The sequence below is a fragment of the Nocardioides cynanchi genome (genome assembly GCF_008761635.1).
Classification (GTDB): domain Bacteria; phylum Actinomycetota; class Actinomycetes; order Propionibacteriales; family Nocardioidaceae; genus Nocardioides; species Nocardioides cynanchi.
Map to the genome: position 1 here is coordinate 3,085,173 of NZ_CP044344.1, position 16,326 is coordinate 3,101,498.

16 protein-coding genes are annotated in these 16,326 nt (G+C 71.0%); 10 read left to right on the forward strand and 6 right to left on the reverse strand.

Annotated features, from left to right (window positions below; genetic code table 11):
• Nucleotides 1–84: 84 nt before the first annotated feature.
• The 3 genes from E3N83_RS14860 (at nt 85) to E3N83_RS14870 (ending at nt 1,902) form a co-directional block, all read left to right on the forward strand.
• A complete protein-coding gene (locus tag E3N83_RS14860) occupies nt 85–282 on the forward strand; it encodes a CsbD family protein (protein WP_151083964.1) in 198 nt (65 codons plus the stop codon).
• A gap of 76 nt (nt 283–358) precedes the next feature.
• Nucleotides 359–1,057, forward strand: coding sequence for a CPBP family intramembrane glutamic endopeptidase (locus E3N83_RS14865; RefSeq protein WP_151083965.1), 699 nt, complete (start codon nt 359–361; stop codon nt 1,055–1,057).
• Between the two features lie 32 nt (nt 1,058–1,089).
• Nucleotides 1,090–1,902, forward strand: coding sequence for a class I SAM-dependent methyltransferase (locus E3N83_RS14870; RefSeq protein WP_191907821.1), 813 nt, complete (start codon nt 1,090–1,092; stop codon nt 1,900–1,902).
• On the opposite strand, the gene E3N83_RS14875 is transcribed toward E3N83_RS14870, so the two are convergent.
• Nucleotides 1,857–2,753: an NAD(P)H-binding protein gene (locus tag E3N83_RS14875; RefSeq protein ID WP_151083967.1), complete on the reverse strand. Its 897-nt coding sequence runs from the start codon at nt 2,751–2,753 to the stop codon at nt 1,857–1,859. The genes E3N83_RS14870 and E3N83_RS14875 overlap by 46 nt on opposite strands.
• Nucleotides 2,754–2,779: 26 nt before the next feature.
• Nucleotides 2,780–3,517, reverse strand: coding sequence for a MerR family transcriptional regulator (locus E3N83_RS14880; RefSeq protein ID WP_151083968.1), 738 nt, complete (start codon nt 3,515–3,517; stop codon nt 2,780–2,782).
• A 27-nt stretch (nt 3,518–3,544) separates the two neighbouring features.
• Here E3N83_RS14880 and E3N83_RS14885 point away from each other — a divergent pair, with 27 nt between their 5' ends.
• A complete protein-coding gene (locus E3N83_RS14885) occupies nt 3,545–4,768 on the forward strand; it encodes an acetyl-CoA C-acetyltransferase (protein ID WP_151083969.1) in 1,224 nt (407 codons plus the stop codon).
• Nucleotides 4,769–4,904: 136 nt separating this feature from the next.
• Nucleotides 4,905–7,127, forward strand: a complete 2,223-nt coding sequence (locus tag E3N83_RS14890) for a 3-hydroxyacyl-CoA dehydrogenase NAD-binding domain-containing protein (protein WP_151083970.1) — start codon at nt 4,905–4,907, stop codon at nt 7,125–7,127.
• Nucleotides 7,128–7,129: 2 nt separating this feature from the next.
• On the opposite strand, the gene E3N83_RS14895 is transcribed toward E3N83_RS14890, so the two are convergent.
• The gene (locus E3N83_RS14895; RefSeq protein WP_151083971.1) at nt 7,130–8,380 is read right to left on the reverse strand and encodes an HNH endonuclease signature motif containing protein; all 1,251 of its coding nucleotides are present in this window, start codon (nt 8,378–8,380) and stop codon (nt 7,130–7,132) included.
• Nucleotides 8,381–8,712: 332 nt separating this feature from the next.
• Between E3N83_RS14895 and E3N83_RS14900 the strand changes: the two genes are divergently transcribed.
• Entirely contained in the window at nt 8,713–9,102 is a 390-nt protein-coding gene (locus E3N83_RS14900) for a DUF2510 domain-containing protein (RefSeq protein WP_151083972.1), read from the forward strand.
• Nucleotides 9,103–9,421: 319 nt separating this feature from the next.
• Complete coding sequence (locus tag E3N83_RS14905; RefSeq protein WP_151083973.1) at nt 9,422–10,084, forward strand: Type 1 glutamine amidotransferase-like domain-containing protein; 663 nt, start codon at nt 9,422–9,424, stop codon at nt 10,082–10,084.
• A 68-nt stretch (nt 10,085–10,152) separates the two neighbouring features.
• On the opposite strand, the gene E3N83_RS14910 is transcribed toward E3N83_RS14905, so the two are convergent.
• The 3 genes from E3N83_RS14910 to E3N83_RS14920 all read right to left on the reverse strand — a co-directional run bounded on the left by E3N83_RS14910 (nt 10,153) and on the right by E3N83_RS14920 (nt 12,499).
• A complete protein-coding gene (locus E3N83_RS14910; RefSeq protein WP_151083974.1) occupies nt 10,153–10,986 on the reverse strand; it encodes an SCO6745 family protein in 834 nt (277 codons plus the stop codon).
• 166 nt (nt 10,987–11,152) lie between these two features.
• Nucleotides 11,153–11,803 carry a signal peptidase I gene (locus tag E3N83_RS14915; protein ID WP_151083975.1) on the reverse strand — a complete coding sequence of 217 codons (651 nt, stop codon included), beginning with the start codon at nt 11,801–11,803 and terminating at the stop codon, nt 11,153–11,155.
• A gap of 93 nt (nt 11,804–11,896) precedes the next feature.
• Entirely contained in the window at nt 11,897–12,499 is a 603-nt protein-coding gene (locus E3N83_RS14920; RefSeq protein WP_151083976.1) for a hypothetical protein, read from the reverse strand.
• A 253-nt stretch (nt 12,500–12,752) separates the two neighbouring features.
• On the opposite strand from E3N83_RS14920, the gene E3N83_RS14925 reads away from it, so the two are divergent.
• The 3 genes from E3N83_RS14925 (at nt 12,753) to E3N83_RS14935 (ending at nt 16,319) form a co-directional block, all read left to right on the forward strand.
• The gene (locus E3N83_RS14925; protein ID WP_238342929.1) at nt 12,753–13,460 is read left to right on the forward strand and encodes an ABC transporter ATP-binding protein; all 708 of its coding nucleotides are present in this window, start codon (nt 12,753–12,755) and stop codon (nt 13,458–13,460) included.
• Nucleotides 13,435–14,997: a hypothetical protein gene (locus E3N83_RS14930; RefSeq protein WP_151083978.1), complete on the forward strand. Its 1,563-nt coding sequence runs from the start codon at nt 13,435–13,437 to the stop codon at nt 14,995–14,997. The genes E3N83_RS14925 and E3N83_RS14930 overlap by 26 nt, the downstream gene beginning before the upstream one ends.
• A gap of 65 nt (nt 14,998–15,062) precedes the next feature.
• A complete protein-coding gene (locus E3N83_RS14935) occupies nt 15,063–16,319 on the forward strand; it encodes an acyl-CoA dehydrogenase family protein (protein WP_151083979.1) in 1,257 nt (418 codons plus the stop codon).
• Nucleotides 16,320–16,326: the final 7 nt, after the last annotated feature.

Here is a 16,326-nt window from a genome sequence, read left to right on the forward strand (position 1 = left end):
TGCATCGACCACCACGGCGGGGGTACGGGGCGGTCAGGAGGCTGCGCTCATGGGGGGCAGCCGCAAGAAGGGATGTGAACCCACATGGGTCTCGACGACAAGGCCGGCAACGAAGCCACCGATCTCAAGGGCAAGGCCAAGGAGTCCGCGGGCAAGGTCACGGGCAACGAGAGCATGGAGAACGAAGGCAAGGCGGACCAGGGCGAGGCCAAGGTCAAGAAGGCCGGCGAGCACGTCAAGGACGCCGCCAGCGACGCCAAGGACGCCATCACCGGCCACTGAGCCGCGTCTCCACGCACAGCGACGAGAGGGGTCCCGGCGTCAGGCCGGGACCCCTCTCGCACATAGGGTGGACCGGGTGATCGACGGCGTACGGCGAGCTGTGCGCCAGACCCTGTGGGAGAAGGTCCCGCGCGACCACCGGGAGTCGGACCGCAACCTGCGGCGCCGCCAGCTGGTCACCGCCGGGTTCGTGGTCCTCGGAGCCGTGCTCCTGGCGCTGTCGCTCCGGATCAAGCCCGGCAGCGACCTGTTCTACCCCGCCACCCTCGGCCTGGCCGCGGTCTGGACGGTCGGTGCCTTCACCTCCGGCCCGCTCCACCTCGGCCGCACCCTGCGCGGCGAGGAGGCCGGGCCGAGGCCGGTCGCGATGCCAGTGGTGTACGGCGCCCTGCTGGCGGGGCTGTTCGTGGTCGGCGGCCTCGTGGTCCGCCAGATCCCCTGGCTCGACGCCCAGGTCCGCCACGTGCTCGACCACGCCCAGCACGGGTCGGCCCCGCTGCTGATCGTGATCACCGCGCTGAACGGGATCGCCGAGGAGCTGTTCTTCCGGGGCGCGCTCTACGCCGCCACCCCGCGCCACCCGGTGATCGTCACGACCGTCGCCTACACTGCCGCCACCCTGGCCACCGGCAACGTGATGCTGGCGTTCGCCGCGATGCTGCTGGGGCTGCTGGTCGGGCTCGAGCGCCGTGCGACGGGCGGCATCCAGGCCCCGATCATCACCCATGTGCTGTGGTCGGTCTCGATGCTCTTCGTGCTGCCCGCCCTCTTCTGAGCAGGACCCGAGCCGTGTGCCATCGTGAGGTGGTGTCCTCCGCAGCCGCCTTCGACGAAAACCAGCGCGCCTGGGCGGACTACACCGCCACGCCCTGGGCCCGGATCCGCTATGCCGTCGTCCGCAAGACCCTCGCCGCGACGCTGGCCGGGCTCGGGCCCGGGCCTGCCCGGATCCTGGACGTCGGGGGTGGCGACGCTCTGGACTCCTTGCCGCTCGCGGCGTCGGGTCACGACGTGACGGTGCTGGACCCGTCGCAGCAGATGCTGTCGAGCGCGCGCGACCGGGCCGCGGCCGCCGGCGTACGAGTGCGGCTCCTGGAGGGCGGGATCGAGCTGCTCCCCGAGCTGGAGCCCTTCGACGTGGTCCTGTGCCACTTCGTGCTGCAGTACCGCGACGACCTCGCCGAGGACCTCGCCCGACTGGTGGCCGTCACCCGACCGGGAGGCGTGCTCTCGGTGATCGCCCCGAACCCCGCGAGTGCGGTGGTCACCCGCCTCCTGCGGGACGGTCCCGCGGCAGCGCTCGCCGAGCTGGGCCGCGACACGGTGCACACCGTGACGTTCGACCGCGACGTCCGCAAGCTGTCGTTCGCGGCCGTCGAGGAGCAGCTGTCGTCCTTGGGCTGCCCGGTCGTGGGGAGGTACGGCGGCCGGATCGCCAACGACCTGCTGACCGACGACGACCAGAAGCTCGACCCCGCGTTCTACGCGGACCTGGAGAGGCTGGAGCTGGCGCTGTGCGACCAGGAGCCCTTCTGGAGGACCGGTGCCTTCTGGCAGCTGGTGGCCCGAACCCCTCAGACCGGGTCGACGGCGAGCGCCCGCCGGACGGCCTCGGCGTAGGGGATCGGCTCACCCGGGACGATGTCGCGGATCGAGTTGTCGGTGACGATCACCTCGGTGACCATCGAGTCGATCAGGTTGCGGCCGGTGGTGACGTCGATGTCGGTGACCAGCGCCAGCCAGTACGACGAGAGACGCGGCGTGAGCACCGGCACGCGGAGGATCCGCACCCGGCGGCCGTTGGCCAGCTCCGCGGCCACCTGCAGCATCTGCTGGTAGGTGAGCTGCTCGGGGCCACCGATCTCGAAGACCCGACCCATGGCCTCGGGCTGGTCCACGACGCCGACCAGGTAGCGGACCACGTCGTCGAGCGCGACCGGCTGGGTCATGGTGTCGACCCACTTCGGGACCACCATCGCCGGGAGGTTCTTCACCAGCTGGCGGGTCAGCTCCCACGACACCCCACCCGCGCCGACCACGATCGCGGCCCGCAGCACCGTCACCGGGACCCCGGCCTCGCCCAGGAGGGACTCCACCTCGCGGCGCGAGCGCAGGTGCGGCGAGAGCTTCTCGTCGTCGGCGCCGAGGCCGCCCATGTAGATGATCTGCCGCACGCCGGCCTCGGCCGCCGCGCTGCCGAACGCACGCGCGGCGGCCGCGTCGGTCTTCTCGAAGTCGTTGTCGTCGAGCGAGTGGACGAGGTAGAACGCGACGTCGATGCCCTTCACCGCATCGGGCAGCGTCTCGGGCTGGTGGACGTCGGCCCCGACCGGCGTTCCCGGGCCGTCGTACCCCTCGGGGCGCCGCGTCATCGCGCGGACGTCGTACCCCTGGTCGACCAGGGCCCGAGTGAGCCGTCGACCGATGAACCCGGTCGCGCCGGTCACCAGGATCCTGCTGTCGGCTGCCATGTGCCTCACCCTAGGTCAGGGATCGCTCAGCGCGTCCTTCGGGCGATGTTGGCCCGGCGGGTCTCGTCCATGCCCGCCTCGTAGGCCCGGACCAGGGAGTTGATGGACAGCGGCTTGAGCCGCTCGACGACCTCCTGGATCCGCTCGGGTGAGACGCCCTGCTCCTTGTAGACCGGCCACACCTCGGTCCGGAACAGCTCGTAGAGCTCCTCGGCGATGGCCCGGCCGTGGGCGGTGTAGACCTCGTGCGCCGCCCGCGCGGCCTCGATCGGGTAGCCGAGGTCGAGCAGGCCGAGCCCGACGCCGAGCTGGGAGATCGAGACCTGGTAGCGACCGCCACCGCACGGCTCCAGCACGCCCAGCGCCTGCAGGGTCTCCAGGTCGTCGGTGCTGACGTCACGCCCGGCCCGTCGCTCGATCTCGGCGTGGGAGAGCTCCTCACGCGAGTCGGCCATCCACGGCGCGAGCATCGTCCGGTGCAGCGCGATGTCCTCCGGGCTGGCGTCGGCGGGGATCCCGGCGACGTACTTCTCGATCGCCGACAGCGTGAAGCCGTGCCCCTGGAGCTCCTGCACCAGCTGGAGCCGGGCCACGTGGTCGGAGGTGTAGTAGCCGCTGCGGCCGCGCCGCAGCGGCGGGGGGACCAGACCCTTGCTCGTGTAGAAGCGGATGTTGCGCACACTCATGCCCACGCGCTCGGTCAGCGTCTCGAGGGTGAGCAGCGTGACGGGTCCCACATCCCCGCCGTCCTCCTTGACGACCATGACAGTAAGAGTGTCACAATCGGAGGCATGGCTCCAGGACCCCAGCAGGCATTCGTCTACGACCACCTCCGTACGCCGCGCGGCAAGGGCAAGGCGGTCGGCGGGCTGCACGAGGTCAAGCCGGTCGACCTGATCGTCGGCCTGCTCGACGAGATCCAGGTTCGCAACCCGTCGCTCGACGTGAACCGCGTCGACGACGTGGTCCTCGGCGTGGTCTCGCCGATCGGCGAGCAGGGCGGTGACATCGCCAAGACCGCCGCGCTCGCGGCCGGCTACCCCGAGACCGTGGCCGGCGTCCAGCTCAACCGCTTCTGCGCCTCCGGTCTCGAGGCCGTCAACCAGGCCGCCGCCCGCGTGCGCAGCGGCTTCGAGGACCTGATCCTGGCCGGCGGCGTCGAGTCGATGAGCCGGGTCCCGATGGGCTCCGACGGCGGCGCCTGGGCGATGGACCCGGCCACCGCGCTGACCACCGGCTTCGTGCCGCAGGGCATCGGCGCGGACCTGATCGCGACCCTCGAGGGCTGGAACCGCCAGGACGTCGACGCCTACGCCGCCGAGTCGCACCACCGGGCGGCCAAGGCCTGGGCGAACGGCTACTTCAGCGAGGCCGTCGTCCCCGTCAAGGACGTCAACGGCGTGACCGTGTTCGACCACGACGAGCTGATCCGGCCGGACACCTCCGTCGAGGGCCTGGCCGGGCTCAAGCCGAGCTTCGAGGGCATGGGCCGCGACGCCGGCTTCGACGACGTGGCGCTGGAGAAGTACCACTGGGTCGAGCGGATCGACCACGTCCACCACGCCGGCAACTCCTCCGGGATCGTCGACGGCGCCGCGCTGGTCGCGATCGGCACCGAGCAGATCGGGCAGGAGCTGGGCCTCACGCCCCGGGCTCGGATCGTGATGACGGCGGTCTCGGGAGCCGACCCGACGATCATGCTGACCGGCCCCGCGCCGGCCGCGCGCAAGGCGCTGGCCAAGGCCGGCCTCGAGGTCGGCGACATCGACCTGTGGGAGATGAACGAGGCCTTCGCCGCGGTCGCCATGCGCTTCATCAAGGACATGGGGATCACCTCCGAGGTCACCAACGTCAACGGCGGCGCGATCGCGATGGGCCACCCGCTCGGCGCGACCGGGGCGATGCTCCTCGGCACCCTGGTCGACGAGCTCCACCGCCGCGACCTGCGTCGCGGCCTGGCCACCCTCTGCATCGGCGGTGGCATGGGCATCGCCACCATCGTCGAGGTCGTCTGACCGAGGAACGAGGTCAGGCGACCTGATGGTGGTCGAGCGAGCGGCACGGCTGAGCCCGCGATGCCGTGACCCGCGTGTCGAGACCCGGTGACTCCCGCACCAACCGCCCACAGACATCCACAGAAGGACTGATCACATGACCGACACGGTCTCGACAACCTCGACCAGCGAGGAGACTGCCGTGCGCTACGAGCGCGACGCCGACGGGATCGTCACCCTGACCCTCGACGACCCGACGGCCAGCGCCAACACGATGAACGAGCTCTACCAGCGTTCCATGCAGGCCGCGGTCGCCCGGTTGTACGACGAGCTGGCGGCCGACGAGCACAGCGTCACCGGGGTGGTCGTGGCCAGCGCCAAGAAGACCTTCTTCGCCGGAGGCAACCTGAAGCTGATGATGGCCGCGACCCCGGACGACGCGGCGTCGGTCTTCGCCGGGGCCGAGGCGATCAAGGCCGACCTCCGCAAGCTGGAGAAGCTCCCGCGGCCGGTGGTCGCGGCGATCAACGGCGCCGCCCTGGGTGGTGGCTTCGAGATCGCCCTGGCCTGCCAGCACCGGATCCTGGTCGACGACTCCGCGGCCGTGGTCGGCCTGCCCGAGGCGACCCTCGGCCTGCTGCCCGGGGGCGGCGGCGTGACCCGGGTCGTGCGGATGCTCGGCCTCCAGTCGGGGCTGATGGACGTGCTGCTCCAAGGCACCAGGTTCAAGCCCGCCGACGCGCTGGCCAAGGGCCTCGTCGACGAGCTGGTCGCGACTCGCGAGGAGCTGGTCCCGACTGCGAAGGCGTGGATCAAGGCCAACCCCGAGGCGTCGACCAACCCCTGGGACCGCCCGGACTACCGGATGCCCGGTGGCACGCCGCAGTCGCCGAAGCTGGCGGCGTTCCTGCCGGCGTTCCCGGCCCTGCTCCGCAAGCAGACCAAGGGTGCGGTCTACCCCGCGCAGCGCGCGATCCTGTCCGCGGCGGTGGAGGGAGCCGGTGTGGACGTCGACACCGCCAGCCGGATCGAGAGCCGCTACCTGACCCGGCTGATCGTCGGCCAGAACTTCAAGAACATGACGCAGGCCTTCTTCTTCGACCTGCAGGCGATCAACGCCGGGAAGTTCCGCCCGGAGGGTGTCGAGAAGTTCTCGGCCACCAAGGTCGCCGTGCTGGGCGCCGGGATGATGGGCGCCGGCATCGCCTACTCGTGTGCCCGCGCCGGCATGCAGGTCGTGCTCAAGGACGTCACCGCCGAGGCGGCCGCCCGGGGCAAGGCCTACAGCGAGAAGCTCAACGCCAAGGGCATCGAGCGCGGCAAGCTGACCGCGGAGAACTCCGAGGAGATGCTGGCCCGGATCACCACCACCGCCGACCCGGCCGACCTGGCCGGCTGCGACCTGGTGATCGAGGCGGTCTTCGAGGACCCGAGCCTCAAGCACCAGGTCTTCGCCGAGATCGCCGACCACGTGAACCCCGACGCGCTGCTGTGCTCCAACACCTCCACCCTGCCGATCACCGAGCTCGCGACCGGAGTCGACCGCCCCGCGGACTTCATCGGCCTGCACTTCTTCTCGCCGGTCGACAAGATGCCGCTGGTCGAGATCATCCGCGGTGAGCAGACCTCCGACGAGGCGCTGGCCAAGGCCTACGACGTGGTGCTCCAGATCCGCAAGACCCCGATCGTGGTCAACGACAGCCGCGGCTTCTACACCTCGCGGGTGATCGGCACGATGGTCAACGAGGGGCTCGCGATGCTCGCCGAGGGCGTGCACCCGATGTCGCTGGAGCGGGCCGCCACCCAGGCCGGCTACCCGGTCGGCACTCTCCAGCTCTCGGACGAGCTGAACATGGAGTTGATGGTCAAGATCGCGAAGGCGGCCCAGGACGCGGCCGAGCGCGAGGGCACGTCGTACGTCGAGCACCCCGGCGGCGCGGTGGTCGCGAAGATGATCGAGCTGGGCCGCCCGTCGCGGCTCAAGGGCGCCGGCTTCTACGAGTATGTCGACGGCCGGCGGCAGGGCCTCTGGCCGGGTCTGGCCGAGGCGTTCCCGCCCGCGGCCGAGCAGCCGCCGTTCGCCGACGTGAAGGACCGGATGCTCTTCGCCGAGGCCCTCGAGACCGCGAAGTGCTTCGAGGAGGGCGTCATCGAGTCGTCCGCGGCGGCGAACATCGGCTCGATCATGGGGATCGGCTTCCCGGCCAACACCGGCGGCGCCGCCCAGTTCATGACCGGCTACGAGGCGGCCGACGGCCGGATCGGGCTGGCGGCGTTCCTCGACCGGGCCGACGAGCTGGCCGCGTCGTACGGCGACCGGTTCCGGCCGACGGCCTACCTGCGCGACCTGGCGGCGACGGGTGAGGGCTTCCCGGCCTGACCTCACCTCCGCCGCGAGAACCGGACGCTGCCGTCGGGCAGTGACGCATGGACGAAGCCGGTGTCGTGGATGCGCTGGTGGTGGAAGTGGCACAGCGGCACCGCGTCAGCCAGATCGGTCGGCCCCTGCCTACTCCATGGTCGTCGGTGGTGGAGCTCGCACCAGGCGAACGGTCGCTCGCACCCGTCGGCCGCGCAGGTCTTGAACCGCAGGCCGAGCGCGATGCGCTGGGACGGGGAGAAGAGCCGCTTGAGCCGGCCCAGGTCGAGCACCTCGGACCGGCCACCGAGCACCGCAGGCATCACGCCCGCGTTACAGGCCAGGCGCCGGGCCTCGCCGGAGGAGATGCTGTCGCCGGTGTCGAGCCCGGCCGCGGCGACGGCGCCGCGGAGGGTGGCGTCGTCGAGGGTCACCACCACCGTCGCCGCGGTACGGGGGTGCAGGTGGTCGGTGGGCAGGTGCTCGAGCAGCTCGCAGAACGCCGTACCGCGGGCATGGTCCCAGTCCGTGTGGACTCCATGAGCCGCACCAGACTGAGCCAGCAAGGAGCCGAGTCGACCACGGCGTGGCGCGGTCACGGTCTCCAGGATCTTGCGCAGCAGGTGGCCCTGTAGCGTCGGGACGGTGAAGCGACCCGACACCGTGCCATCGTGGTCGTCGTGCAGCGACAGGCGGGTGCGGGCCCGGGCTTCGGCCTCCTCGTCGCGCAGGATCGCGTCCTCGTGGGCATCGACGACCGCGCGGTCGGGCTCGATCGCGGACAGGGCCCGCCGTGCGACCCGGCGCAGCGAGCTGGGGGACAGCGTCTCGGCCCGGGTCAGGAGCGAGCGCTCGACCGCGCTGCGCTGCTCCGGCGAGACCGTCGCCGGCAGCTGCCGGTCGGCGCGGACGATCACCTCGGCGTGGGCCGGTGAGATCTTGCCCTCGGAGAGAGCTCGCCGGGTGGGCGCGTGCCCGTCGAGACCGGTGGCCAGACCGACCTGTCGCTGGGTGTCGCCGCCGTCGGCATGCACGAGCCTGGCCGCCCACTGACCGGTGCTGGCCGCGCCGGCCCGCCTGGCGGTCTGCGCCTTCTCCGCGACCGCGAGCAGGGCAAGCCTGAGCCCGGCCAGCCGCGACTCGGCCCGGCTGAGCTCGAGCAGCAAGCGTGCCTGCTCTTCATCGCCGAGTCGGCTCGGCTCGATGGTGGCGAGTCTGTCGAGGCAGGCATGGAGCTCCGCGGTAGGTGAGGTGACCGCGAGCCCCGAGTTCATGCCGCGAGTCTAATCGAACAAGTGTTCGAATGCAACCACATTTCTGGCCCCCATGACCGGAGCGCACCGCATGCGGACGTAAGCGTCCACGTCATCGGAGCGAACGTTTCGCAATCTCGTGCGCGTCAGGATGACACGGGGTGATTCGGACACCCGAGCACCCTGAAACGCACTCACCTGCCGCGAGTCGGGTGATCACTGCATGCGACCAGTGCTCCCACCCTCCGCCGCCCAACGTCCAGCGAGCGTTGCCTTTCGCATTCTGCTCATCCTCGGACCGCCGGCGCGTAGTGTGCCGAGCCAGCGTTCGAAGTTTCAGAGACGAGGGAAATGTGAGCACCGCTCAAGCAGGCTGGTACGACGATGGAGCTGGCAAGAAGCGCTGGTGGGATGGTGGGAGGTGGACCGATGATGTTCAGCAGCCGCAACCTGACTCCGGTGGTGGCTCGGCCGGAGTGGTTCAGCAGGTCGATGCCGGGTTCGTCGCCAGCTCCCAACCGCGTCCGGCGCAGAGCGCGACCTACGTCGTCCTCCAGGTGATCTTGAAGGAGAAGTTCTTAGGGACCGGGTCAGGAAACCTAACGGAGCTGGAGAAGGCGATCAACGCCCAAGCCGCACTCGGCTGCCGGCTACACACCATCACCACTGCGTCCTCGGGCAGCAAGGGCCTGGGTGGCGGTGACCGGATTCAGGCAACGTTGGTCTTCGAGCGGCTCTCCTAGTCTCTGCGTTTGCGGGGTGGCTGCGAGCGATTGACAGGCAATCCTCCGCTGGCTCGGCACGCCCCTCCCCGAAGGCATCTGCCTACTGCAGCGTGGAGGGTCCTCTACGCACGCTCGGGCCGGAGCCCACACCGCTGTCCGCGCAGTCCGCTCACGGTTCGGCCGAGGAGGCGAAAGAAGCCCTGACGGTGCGTCGAAATCGACGTACGACGTTCGTTGAGCAGATGAAGGGCTGAGCCACGACCGGGAGCCGGCGTCGGTTGCCTCGAGAATGGGTCCGGCCGCACACCGATCGTCGAACTCCACCCAGGGGGAAACCGTGAAGCTCCTGCTCACGTCCGGAGGCGTCAGGAACGCCAGCATCCGTCGAGCGCTGGTCGACCTGTTGGGCAAGCCCACGGCCGACGCGACCGCACTCTGCATCCCCACCGCCCAGTGGGGCCACCCGATGTGCGGACCGGTCTCCGCGCGCGGCTTCGTGAGCGGCCTGCCCCCGTGGGGTGGCCTGGCCTCCCTGGAGTGGAGGTCGCTGGGGCTCCTCGAGCTGACGGCGCTGCCGACGATAGAGAGGGAGCGCTGGGTCTCCTGGGTCCACGACGCCGACGTGCTGCTGGTCGACGGCGGCGATGCGACCTACCTGTGCCACTGGATGCGGGAGTCGGGGCTGGTCGATCTGCTGCCCGCGATGACCGACACGGTCTGGGTGGGGGTCAGCGCCGGCAGCATGGTGATGACGCCCCGGATCGGCGCCGACTTCGTCTCGTGGCCGTCCGCACCGGACGACCGCACCCTCGGCGTCGTCGACTTCTCGATCTTCCCGCACCTCGACGTCTTCCCGGACAACACCATGGACGAGGCCGAGCGCTGGGCCGGCGAGATCGGCGTTCCGGCGTACGTCCTCGACGACCAGTCGGCGGTCGTCGTGAACGACGACCACGTCGACGTCGTCTCCGAGGGCCGCTGGAGGCTGCTCCTGCCCTAGTCGTGGTGGAGGAACCACGCCCTCGGTTGCTCGCCAGGGAGGCGGCGCAACCCTCGGCCGGCCGCGGTCTATGCCGACCCCGAGGCGGCGAGCCGCCGTGAGATCGGCTCGAGCGAGGCGACCAGCTCGTCGAGCTCGGACGGCGACAGGGCGTCGTACGGCGCCTCGGCCAGGGCGTCGGTCGACGACTCGATCCGGGCCTTGGTCGCGCGCCCGGCAGCGGTCAGGTGACCCGAGCCGTCGAGGAGGCCGCGGTCGCGCAGTCCGTCCATGACCGCGGCGAGCCGGGCCTTCGGGAGATGGTGGATCCTGCCGAAGGTCTCGGCCGGGTGGATGCCCATGTCGAGGGCGCTGAGCACATGCGACTCGGTGCCACCGACCTGCTCGGAGACCAGGGCGGCGATGTGGCCGTCCCCGCGGTGCTCGCGCAGCATGTTGGCTGCGTGCCAGAGCCTGGCCACCGGCTCCTCGGGCATCGAAAGCGCGCGCAGCCCGGCGTACATCACCCGTCCCTCGGTGGGGGCGCTGGTCGACGCCTGGGCGAGGAGGTCGGCCGCGCGGGAGAGGCTGGCCGTCCCGACCAGCTCGCCCAGGATCCGGTTGAGCGCCGCGACGCAGCCCTGCTCGCGTGCGCAGTGCGCCGCCTCGGGGGTCGTGGTCTCCCAGACCTGCGGGATGTGGCGGGCCACCTCGCCGTCGGCGAAGTTGTAGAACGCCGCGTGGACCACCTCGGCGGGGACCCGGCCGAGGGGAGCGGAGCGGCCCGCGAAGTAGCCGTCCCAGTAGTTGCCGAAACCCAGGGCTGCCATCGCCTGGTTGGGCTCCTCGGAGAAGAAGTTGACCAGCGAGATCGGCTCGGTGAGCTCGAAGAGGCGGCGAGCGACGGGCTCCGGGTGCGGCATCGAGATCATCTCCTGTGGTCGGGGTGCGCCCCGGTGGGTGGGGCGCTCACCAGTACGACGAACGGGCGCACCGCCATCCGACACGTCTCCGGCGATCCCTCGACCGGGACGCCGTAGCCATCAGGTCGCGGGCCCGGCCCGGCCCCGCTGCCCTGTGGCTGCCGAGCTACCGGCTGGTCTCGGCCATCGCCGGGTCCTCCGACCTCCAGTCCGAGGCGGCGTCGACGTCGGACGGCCCGGCGCGATGTGTCGACGGGGAGTCGGACTCCGGCGGCTCGGTCATCGGAGTCCGCCTCCTGGAGAGTGCCGACATCAGGAGCACGGCCAGGGCGGCCAGGGCACAGAGGCCCGCCAGCGTGAGCACGAGGGTGCGGGTCGCCGGCTGGTGCCACCAGATCGCGGCGTAGCCGACTAGCGGAAGTGAGAACTGGGCCCGGTAGGCGGTCGAGCCACGCAGGGTGACCCGCCACGGGTCGCGGACCGGGTTGGCGTCGCCCTGGGTCCGGATGACGGTCTCGCCGCCGGTGCGGTGAAGGGCGATGATCCGGTGCACCACGAGCTCACTGGGGACATCGGGCCGGTGGAACACGATCACGTCGCGTACCTCGAGCGAGGAGACCGGCACCCGCTTGGTCACCACGATCCCCCCGACGGAGAGGCCCGGCCGCATGCTTCCGGAGAGCACCGGGCGGGCCTGATACCGACCCGACAGCACAGCGACGGCGGAACCGACCGCGATCAGGACGACGAGGGCCAGCGCGATCGTGCGCAGCAGACGCGACACCAAGGCCCCCCGGGAGCGAGCGTGATGGGTCATGCGTACCTCCAGGTCGACCCGGCGCGGACCTCGGACCCCGCCGGGTGGCTCCCGGTGGGCCGCTCCCCCGAGCGGCCCACCGGGAACGGTGGCTCAGCCCGTGTAGCTGATGTCGATGCTCGGCGAGACGACGCCGCCCTGGGCCTCGTCGGTCAGGCTCGGAGCGGTGCTGGCGCCGCACTTCGTGGTGACGTTGCCGGCGTAGTACTCCGCGGTGTAGGAGTCGGTCTCGTTCGGGGGAACGTGACCGGCGATCTGCTGACCACCGGACTCGAGGGAGGTCAGCTTGTCGTTGAAGACGACGCCGCCCGGGCCGCCGTTGGTGCTCGGCGGGCTGTAGACGCAGACGTACAGCTGGTGCAGCAGGGCGAGGTCGCGGGCGCCACCGGGCGTGGTGTGGCTGGCGCCGAGGAAGACCTCGTCCGCCGCGATGTTGCCGTTGTTGGTGATGGTGACGACGTGCGGTGCGGTGGCGAAGGTCGAGCCCACCGGTGCCGCGTCGTTGAACGTGACGGTCTTGCCGTCGGCCGAGGTGGCGCCGTCAGGCGAGGTGACCGTCATGTTGAGCGTGCCGGCCTGGATCTTCTGGACGCTGTGGGTGGCGTCGGTGAACGTGGCGCCGGCGCCGAGGCCGATGACACCGAGGGTGGCCGCAGCCGACCCCAGGACCACGACCGCTGAACGTGTTCGAGACATGGAAAAGCCTTCCGAGTGGAGAGAATGAGCGTCGGGGGGAGGAGCTTCGCTCACGACCCGACGAGTCGCGGGATGAGTTGAACCCATCGAACCGAGCCAGACATCCCCCAATTACGGGAGCCATCGTGAGGTTCTGGCAGAGGCTGAGCGTGAGCACACCCCGAAGGGTGGAGCGGCGATGTGGAGCCGACGACCCCGCGCCTTTCTCGACGTTCGAGGGGCAAATCGCCCCCACCGCTGCGAGACTTGGCCGGTGAGCGATCCAGTCGTCGACGTCCGCAGCCTGCACGTGCGCTTCGGCGAGGTCGAGGCGGTCGCCGGCATCGACGTCCAGGCGTACGCCGGCCAGGCGACCGCGCTGCTCGGCCGCAACGGCGCCGGCAAGTCCACGACCATGCGCGTGCTGGCAGGTGTCGTCCCGCCGACCGCCGGCACCGTGACCGTGGCCGGCCACGACATCCGTACCGAGGCGCTGACGGTCAAGCAGCTCACCGGGTACTGCCCCGACGTGGGCGGCCTGGTGCCGCGCGCGACGCCGTGGGAGCACCTCCAGCTCAGCGCCAAGCTGCGCCGCATCACCGACTGGGAGGACCGCGCCCGCGACCTGCTCGAGCGGTTCGAGCTCGGCGACGTGTCCAACCGGGTGACCGGGGGCTTCTCGCACGGCATGGGACGTCGGCTCTCGGTGGTGCTGGCCGCGATGCACGAGCCCCAGGTGCTCCTGCTGGACGAGCCGTTCGACGGCGTCGACCCGATCGGGGTCGAGGCGACCTTCGAGGTGATCGCCGATGCCCGCGCCCGCGGTGCGTGCATCCTGCTCTCCACCCACCTGCGTGACCTCGCCATCCAGGCCTGCGGCTCCGTGCTGGTGCTGCGCGGCGGCTCGCGCGTCGCCTCCCTGGAGGCCGAGGAGATGGCCGGCGAGGAGGGGGCACGTGCCTACCGCGCTCTCCTCGACTGACGCCGCCGTCACGCCGTACCTCACCCCGGGCCGGGTCGCCGCTGCGCGACGCGCCTTCCAGGACGTCGCGATCCTGTTCCGCTTCCGGGCCCAGGCCGTACGACGCCGGCATCTGACCCGCACGCTGTCGATCTCGTTCACCGTGATCACCCTGGCGATCGCGATCGTGCCCGCCTACCTGCCCGGTGCCGCCGGTGCCGGCAAGGCCTTCGACATCTTCCTGCTGATCCCCTCGGCGATGGCGGGGGTGCTGGTCCTCAACATGAGCTCGGCGATCGCCTCGGGCGGCGGCCGCGAGCTGATCTCGCGCGACCAGGCGTCGCCGTACCCGATCAGCCCGACCACCGACCACCTCGGCGCGCTCGTGCTGGCCCCGCTCAACATCGCGTGGATGATCCAGGCCTGGGTGCTGCTCGGGTCGATGTCCTACAGCCTCGGGTCCGGCAAGCTGTTCCAGGCCCAGGTCGTGATGGTGCTGTGGCTGGTCTTCTCCACCGCGATCGGTCAGGTGATCGCCTGGTCGATGGAGGCGGTACGCCGGAGCCGGTTCGGGATCGCGATCACCCGCGGGCTGCTGGTGCTGATCGGCCTGGCCGCCGGGGTCGTCCAGCTGACTCACAACAGCCTTCACCTGCTCGACCGGATCCCGACCATCGGGGTCTTCCACGGTGCCGTCGACGGCTGGTCCGTGCGCTGGTTGCTGACGGTGCTGGGCCTGGTGGCCGCCGGTCTCGTGTGCGTGGTGCTCGGCGCGATCCCCGCGCACGTCGCCGCCCGGCGGATGCCGCGCGACGAGGCCCGGATGGAGACCGACCAGCACGAGCCGCGACCGCCGGCGCGCACGGTGCTCGGCACGCTGGTGCGTGGCGACCGCGCCTCGGTCTGGCGCTCGGTGCCGATGCGTCGCGGCATGATGGTGCTGGCCATCGGCCCCGGTCTGGTGGCGATCTTCGGCAACCTGCCCTGGCCCTCGATGACGATCCTGCCCGGGCTGGTCGCCTCCGGTGGGGCGCTGCTGTTCGGGGTGAACGCCTGGTGCCTCGACGGTCGCGGGGCCCTGTGGCGGGAGAACCTCCCGGTCGCTCCCACGGTGATCTTCGACGCCCGCACCTACGTGCTGGCCGAGTTCCTCGCCAGCGCCTCGCTGCTCACGATCGCGATCGGCGCGCTGCGGGCCGGCGTACCCAACGCCCAGGAGTTCTCCGCGCTGGTCTGCACGCTGCTCGTGGTGCTGCTCCAGGTGGTCGGCGCCTCGATGCGGTGGTCGCTGGCGCATCCCTACCCGGTGGACCTGCGCTCTGCCCGGGCCACGCCGGCCCCGCCGGCAGCGATGGTCGGCTACTCCGCCCGCCTCGCCCTGTGTACGACGGTCACCTCACTGTTCTTCTCCGGCTTGGCCCACGTGCCCGACTGGCGGGCGTCGGTGATGCTGGCGGTGCCCTGCCTGATCTGGTCCGGCGTGCGGCTGGTGCGCACCCGGCGCCGCTGGGAGGACCCGCTGCCCCGGGCGCTCGTGGTCACGACCACGGCAGCGTGACCGGGCGGCCTGTCGAGGGACCAACGACTCGGTAGCCGCACGATCCGCCGCACTAGGGTCGGGGCATGGACTTCACCCCCTCAGCACGGGCCGCGGACCTGACCGCCAGGGTCGCCGACTTCATGGCCACCGAGGTCACCCCGATCGAGGCGGACTACCGCCGCGACCTCGCCGAGGCACGGCGTACCGGTGACCCGTGGACGCCCCTGCCGGTGCTCGCCGAGCTCCAGGGCAAGGCCCGGGCCCAGGGCCTGTGGAACCTCTTCCTGCCGGTCGAGCACGCCGGGGAGTACGCCGCACGGTTCGGCACCGACGGCGGTGTCGGCTTGAGCAACGTCGACTACGCGCCGCTGGCCGAGCTGATGGGCCGTTCGGAGATCGGGCCTCTGGTGTTCAACTGCAACGCGCCGGACACCGGCAACATGGAGGTGCTGCTGCGCTACGGGTCGGACGACCAGCGGCGCGAGTGGCTCGAGCCGCTGCTGGCCGGTGAGATCCGCTCGGCGTTCACGATGACCGAGCCCGGGGTCGCGTCGTCGGACGCGACCAACATGGAGGCCACCGCGGTCGTGGACGGCGACGAGGTGGTGATCAACGGGCGCAAGTGGTGGTCGACCGGCGTCGGCAACCCGCACTGCAAGATCTTCGTCTTCATGGGCGTCACCGACCCCGACGCCGACCGGCACCGCCGGCACTCGATGGTGCTGGTGCCGCGCGACACCCCCGGGGTGAAGGTCGAGCGGATGCTGACCACGATGGGCATCTACGACGAGCCGCTGGGTCATGGTGAGGTCTCGTTCACCGACGTACGAGTCCCCGCGAGCAACGTGGTCTCCGGGCCGGGCGAGGGTTTCGCGATCGCCCAGGGCCGGCTCGGCCCGGGGCGGGTGCACCACTGCATGCGGCTGATCGGCCTGGCCGAGGCAGCACTCGAGCTGGCCTGCCGCCGCGGCCTGGAACGGACGGCGTTCGGCAAGCCGCTGGTCAACCTCGGCGGCAACCGCGAGCGCATCGCCGACGCCCGGATCGCCATCGACCAGGCCCGGCTCCTGGTGCTGCACGCCGCCTGGAAGCTCGACCAGGGCGGCCCGATGAACGCCCTCGCGGACGTGTCGGCGATCAAGGTGGCGGTGCCGACGATGGCCCAGCGGGTCATCGACATGGCCCTCCAGCTCCACGGCGGGGGCGGGATGTCGGACGACTTCCCCCTGGCGGCGGCGTGGATCGGGGCCCGGTCGCTGCGACTGGCCGACGGGCCCGACGAGGTGCACCGCGGCATGGTGGCCAGGCTCGAGCTCGGCAAGTACCAGGCCGCCCGATGAGCGGTCG

Coding starts and splice junctions, on each gene's coding strand:
- E3N83_RS14860 (WP_151083964.1), top strand. CDS start 85: ATGGGTCTCGACGACAAGGCCGGCAACGAAGCCACCGATCTCAAGGGC.
- E3N83_RS14875 (WP_151083967.1), bottom strand. CDS start 2,753: ATGGCAGCCGACAGCAGGATCCTGGTGACCGGCGCGACCGGGTTCATC.
- E3N83_RS14880 (WP_151083968.1), bottom strand. CDS start 3,517: ATGGTCGTCAAGGAGGACGGCGGGGATGTGGGACCCGTCACGCTGCTC.
- E3N83_RS14885 (WP_151083969.1), top strand. CDS start 3,545: ATGGCTCCAGGACCCCAGCAGGCATTCGTCTACGACCACCTCCGTACG.
- E3N83_RS14890 (WP_151083970.1), top strand. CDS start 4,905: ATGACCGACACGGTCTCGACAACCTCGACCAGCGAGGAGACTGCCGTG.
- E3N83_RS14895 (WP_151083971.1), bottom strand. CDS start 8,380: ATGAACTCGGGGCTCGCGGTCACCTCACCTACCGCGGAGCTCCATGCC.
- E3N83_RS14910 (WP_151083974.1), bottom strand. CDS start 10,986: ATGCCGCACCCGGAGCCCGTCGCTCGCCGCCTCTTCGAGCTCACCGAG.
- E3N83_RS14915 (WP_151083975.1), bottom strand. CDS start 11,803: ATGACCCATCACGCTCGCTCCCGGGGGGCCTTGGTGTCGCGTCTGCTG.
- E3N83_RS14920 (WP_151083976.1), bottom strand. CDS start 12,499: ATGTCTCGAACACGTTCAGCGGTCGTGGTCCTGGGGTCGGCTGCGGCC.
- E3N83_RS14935 (WP_151083979.1), top strand. CDS start 15,063: ATGGACTTCACCCCCTCAGCACGGGCCGCGGACCTGACCGCCAGGGTC.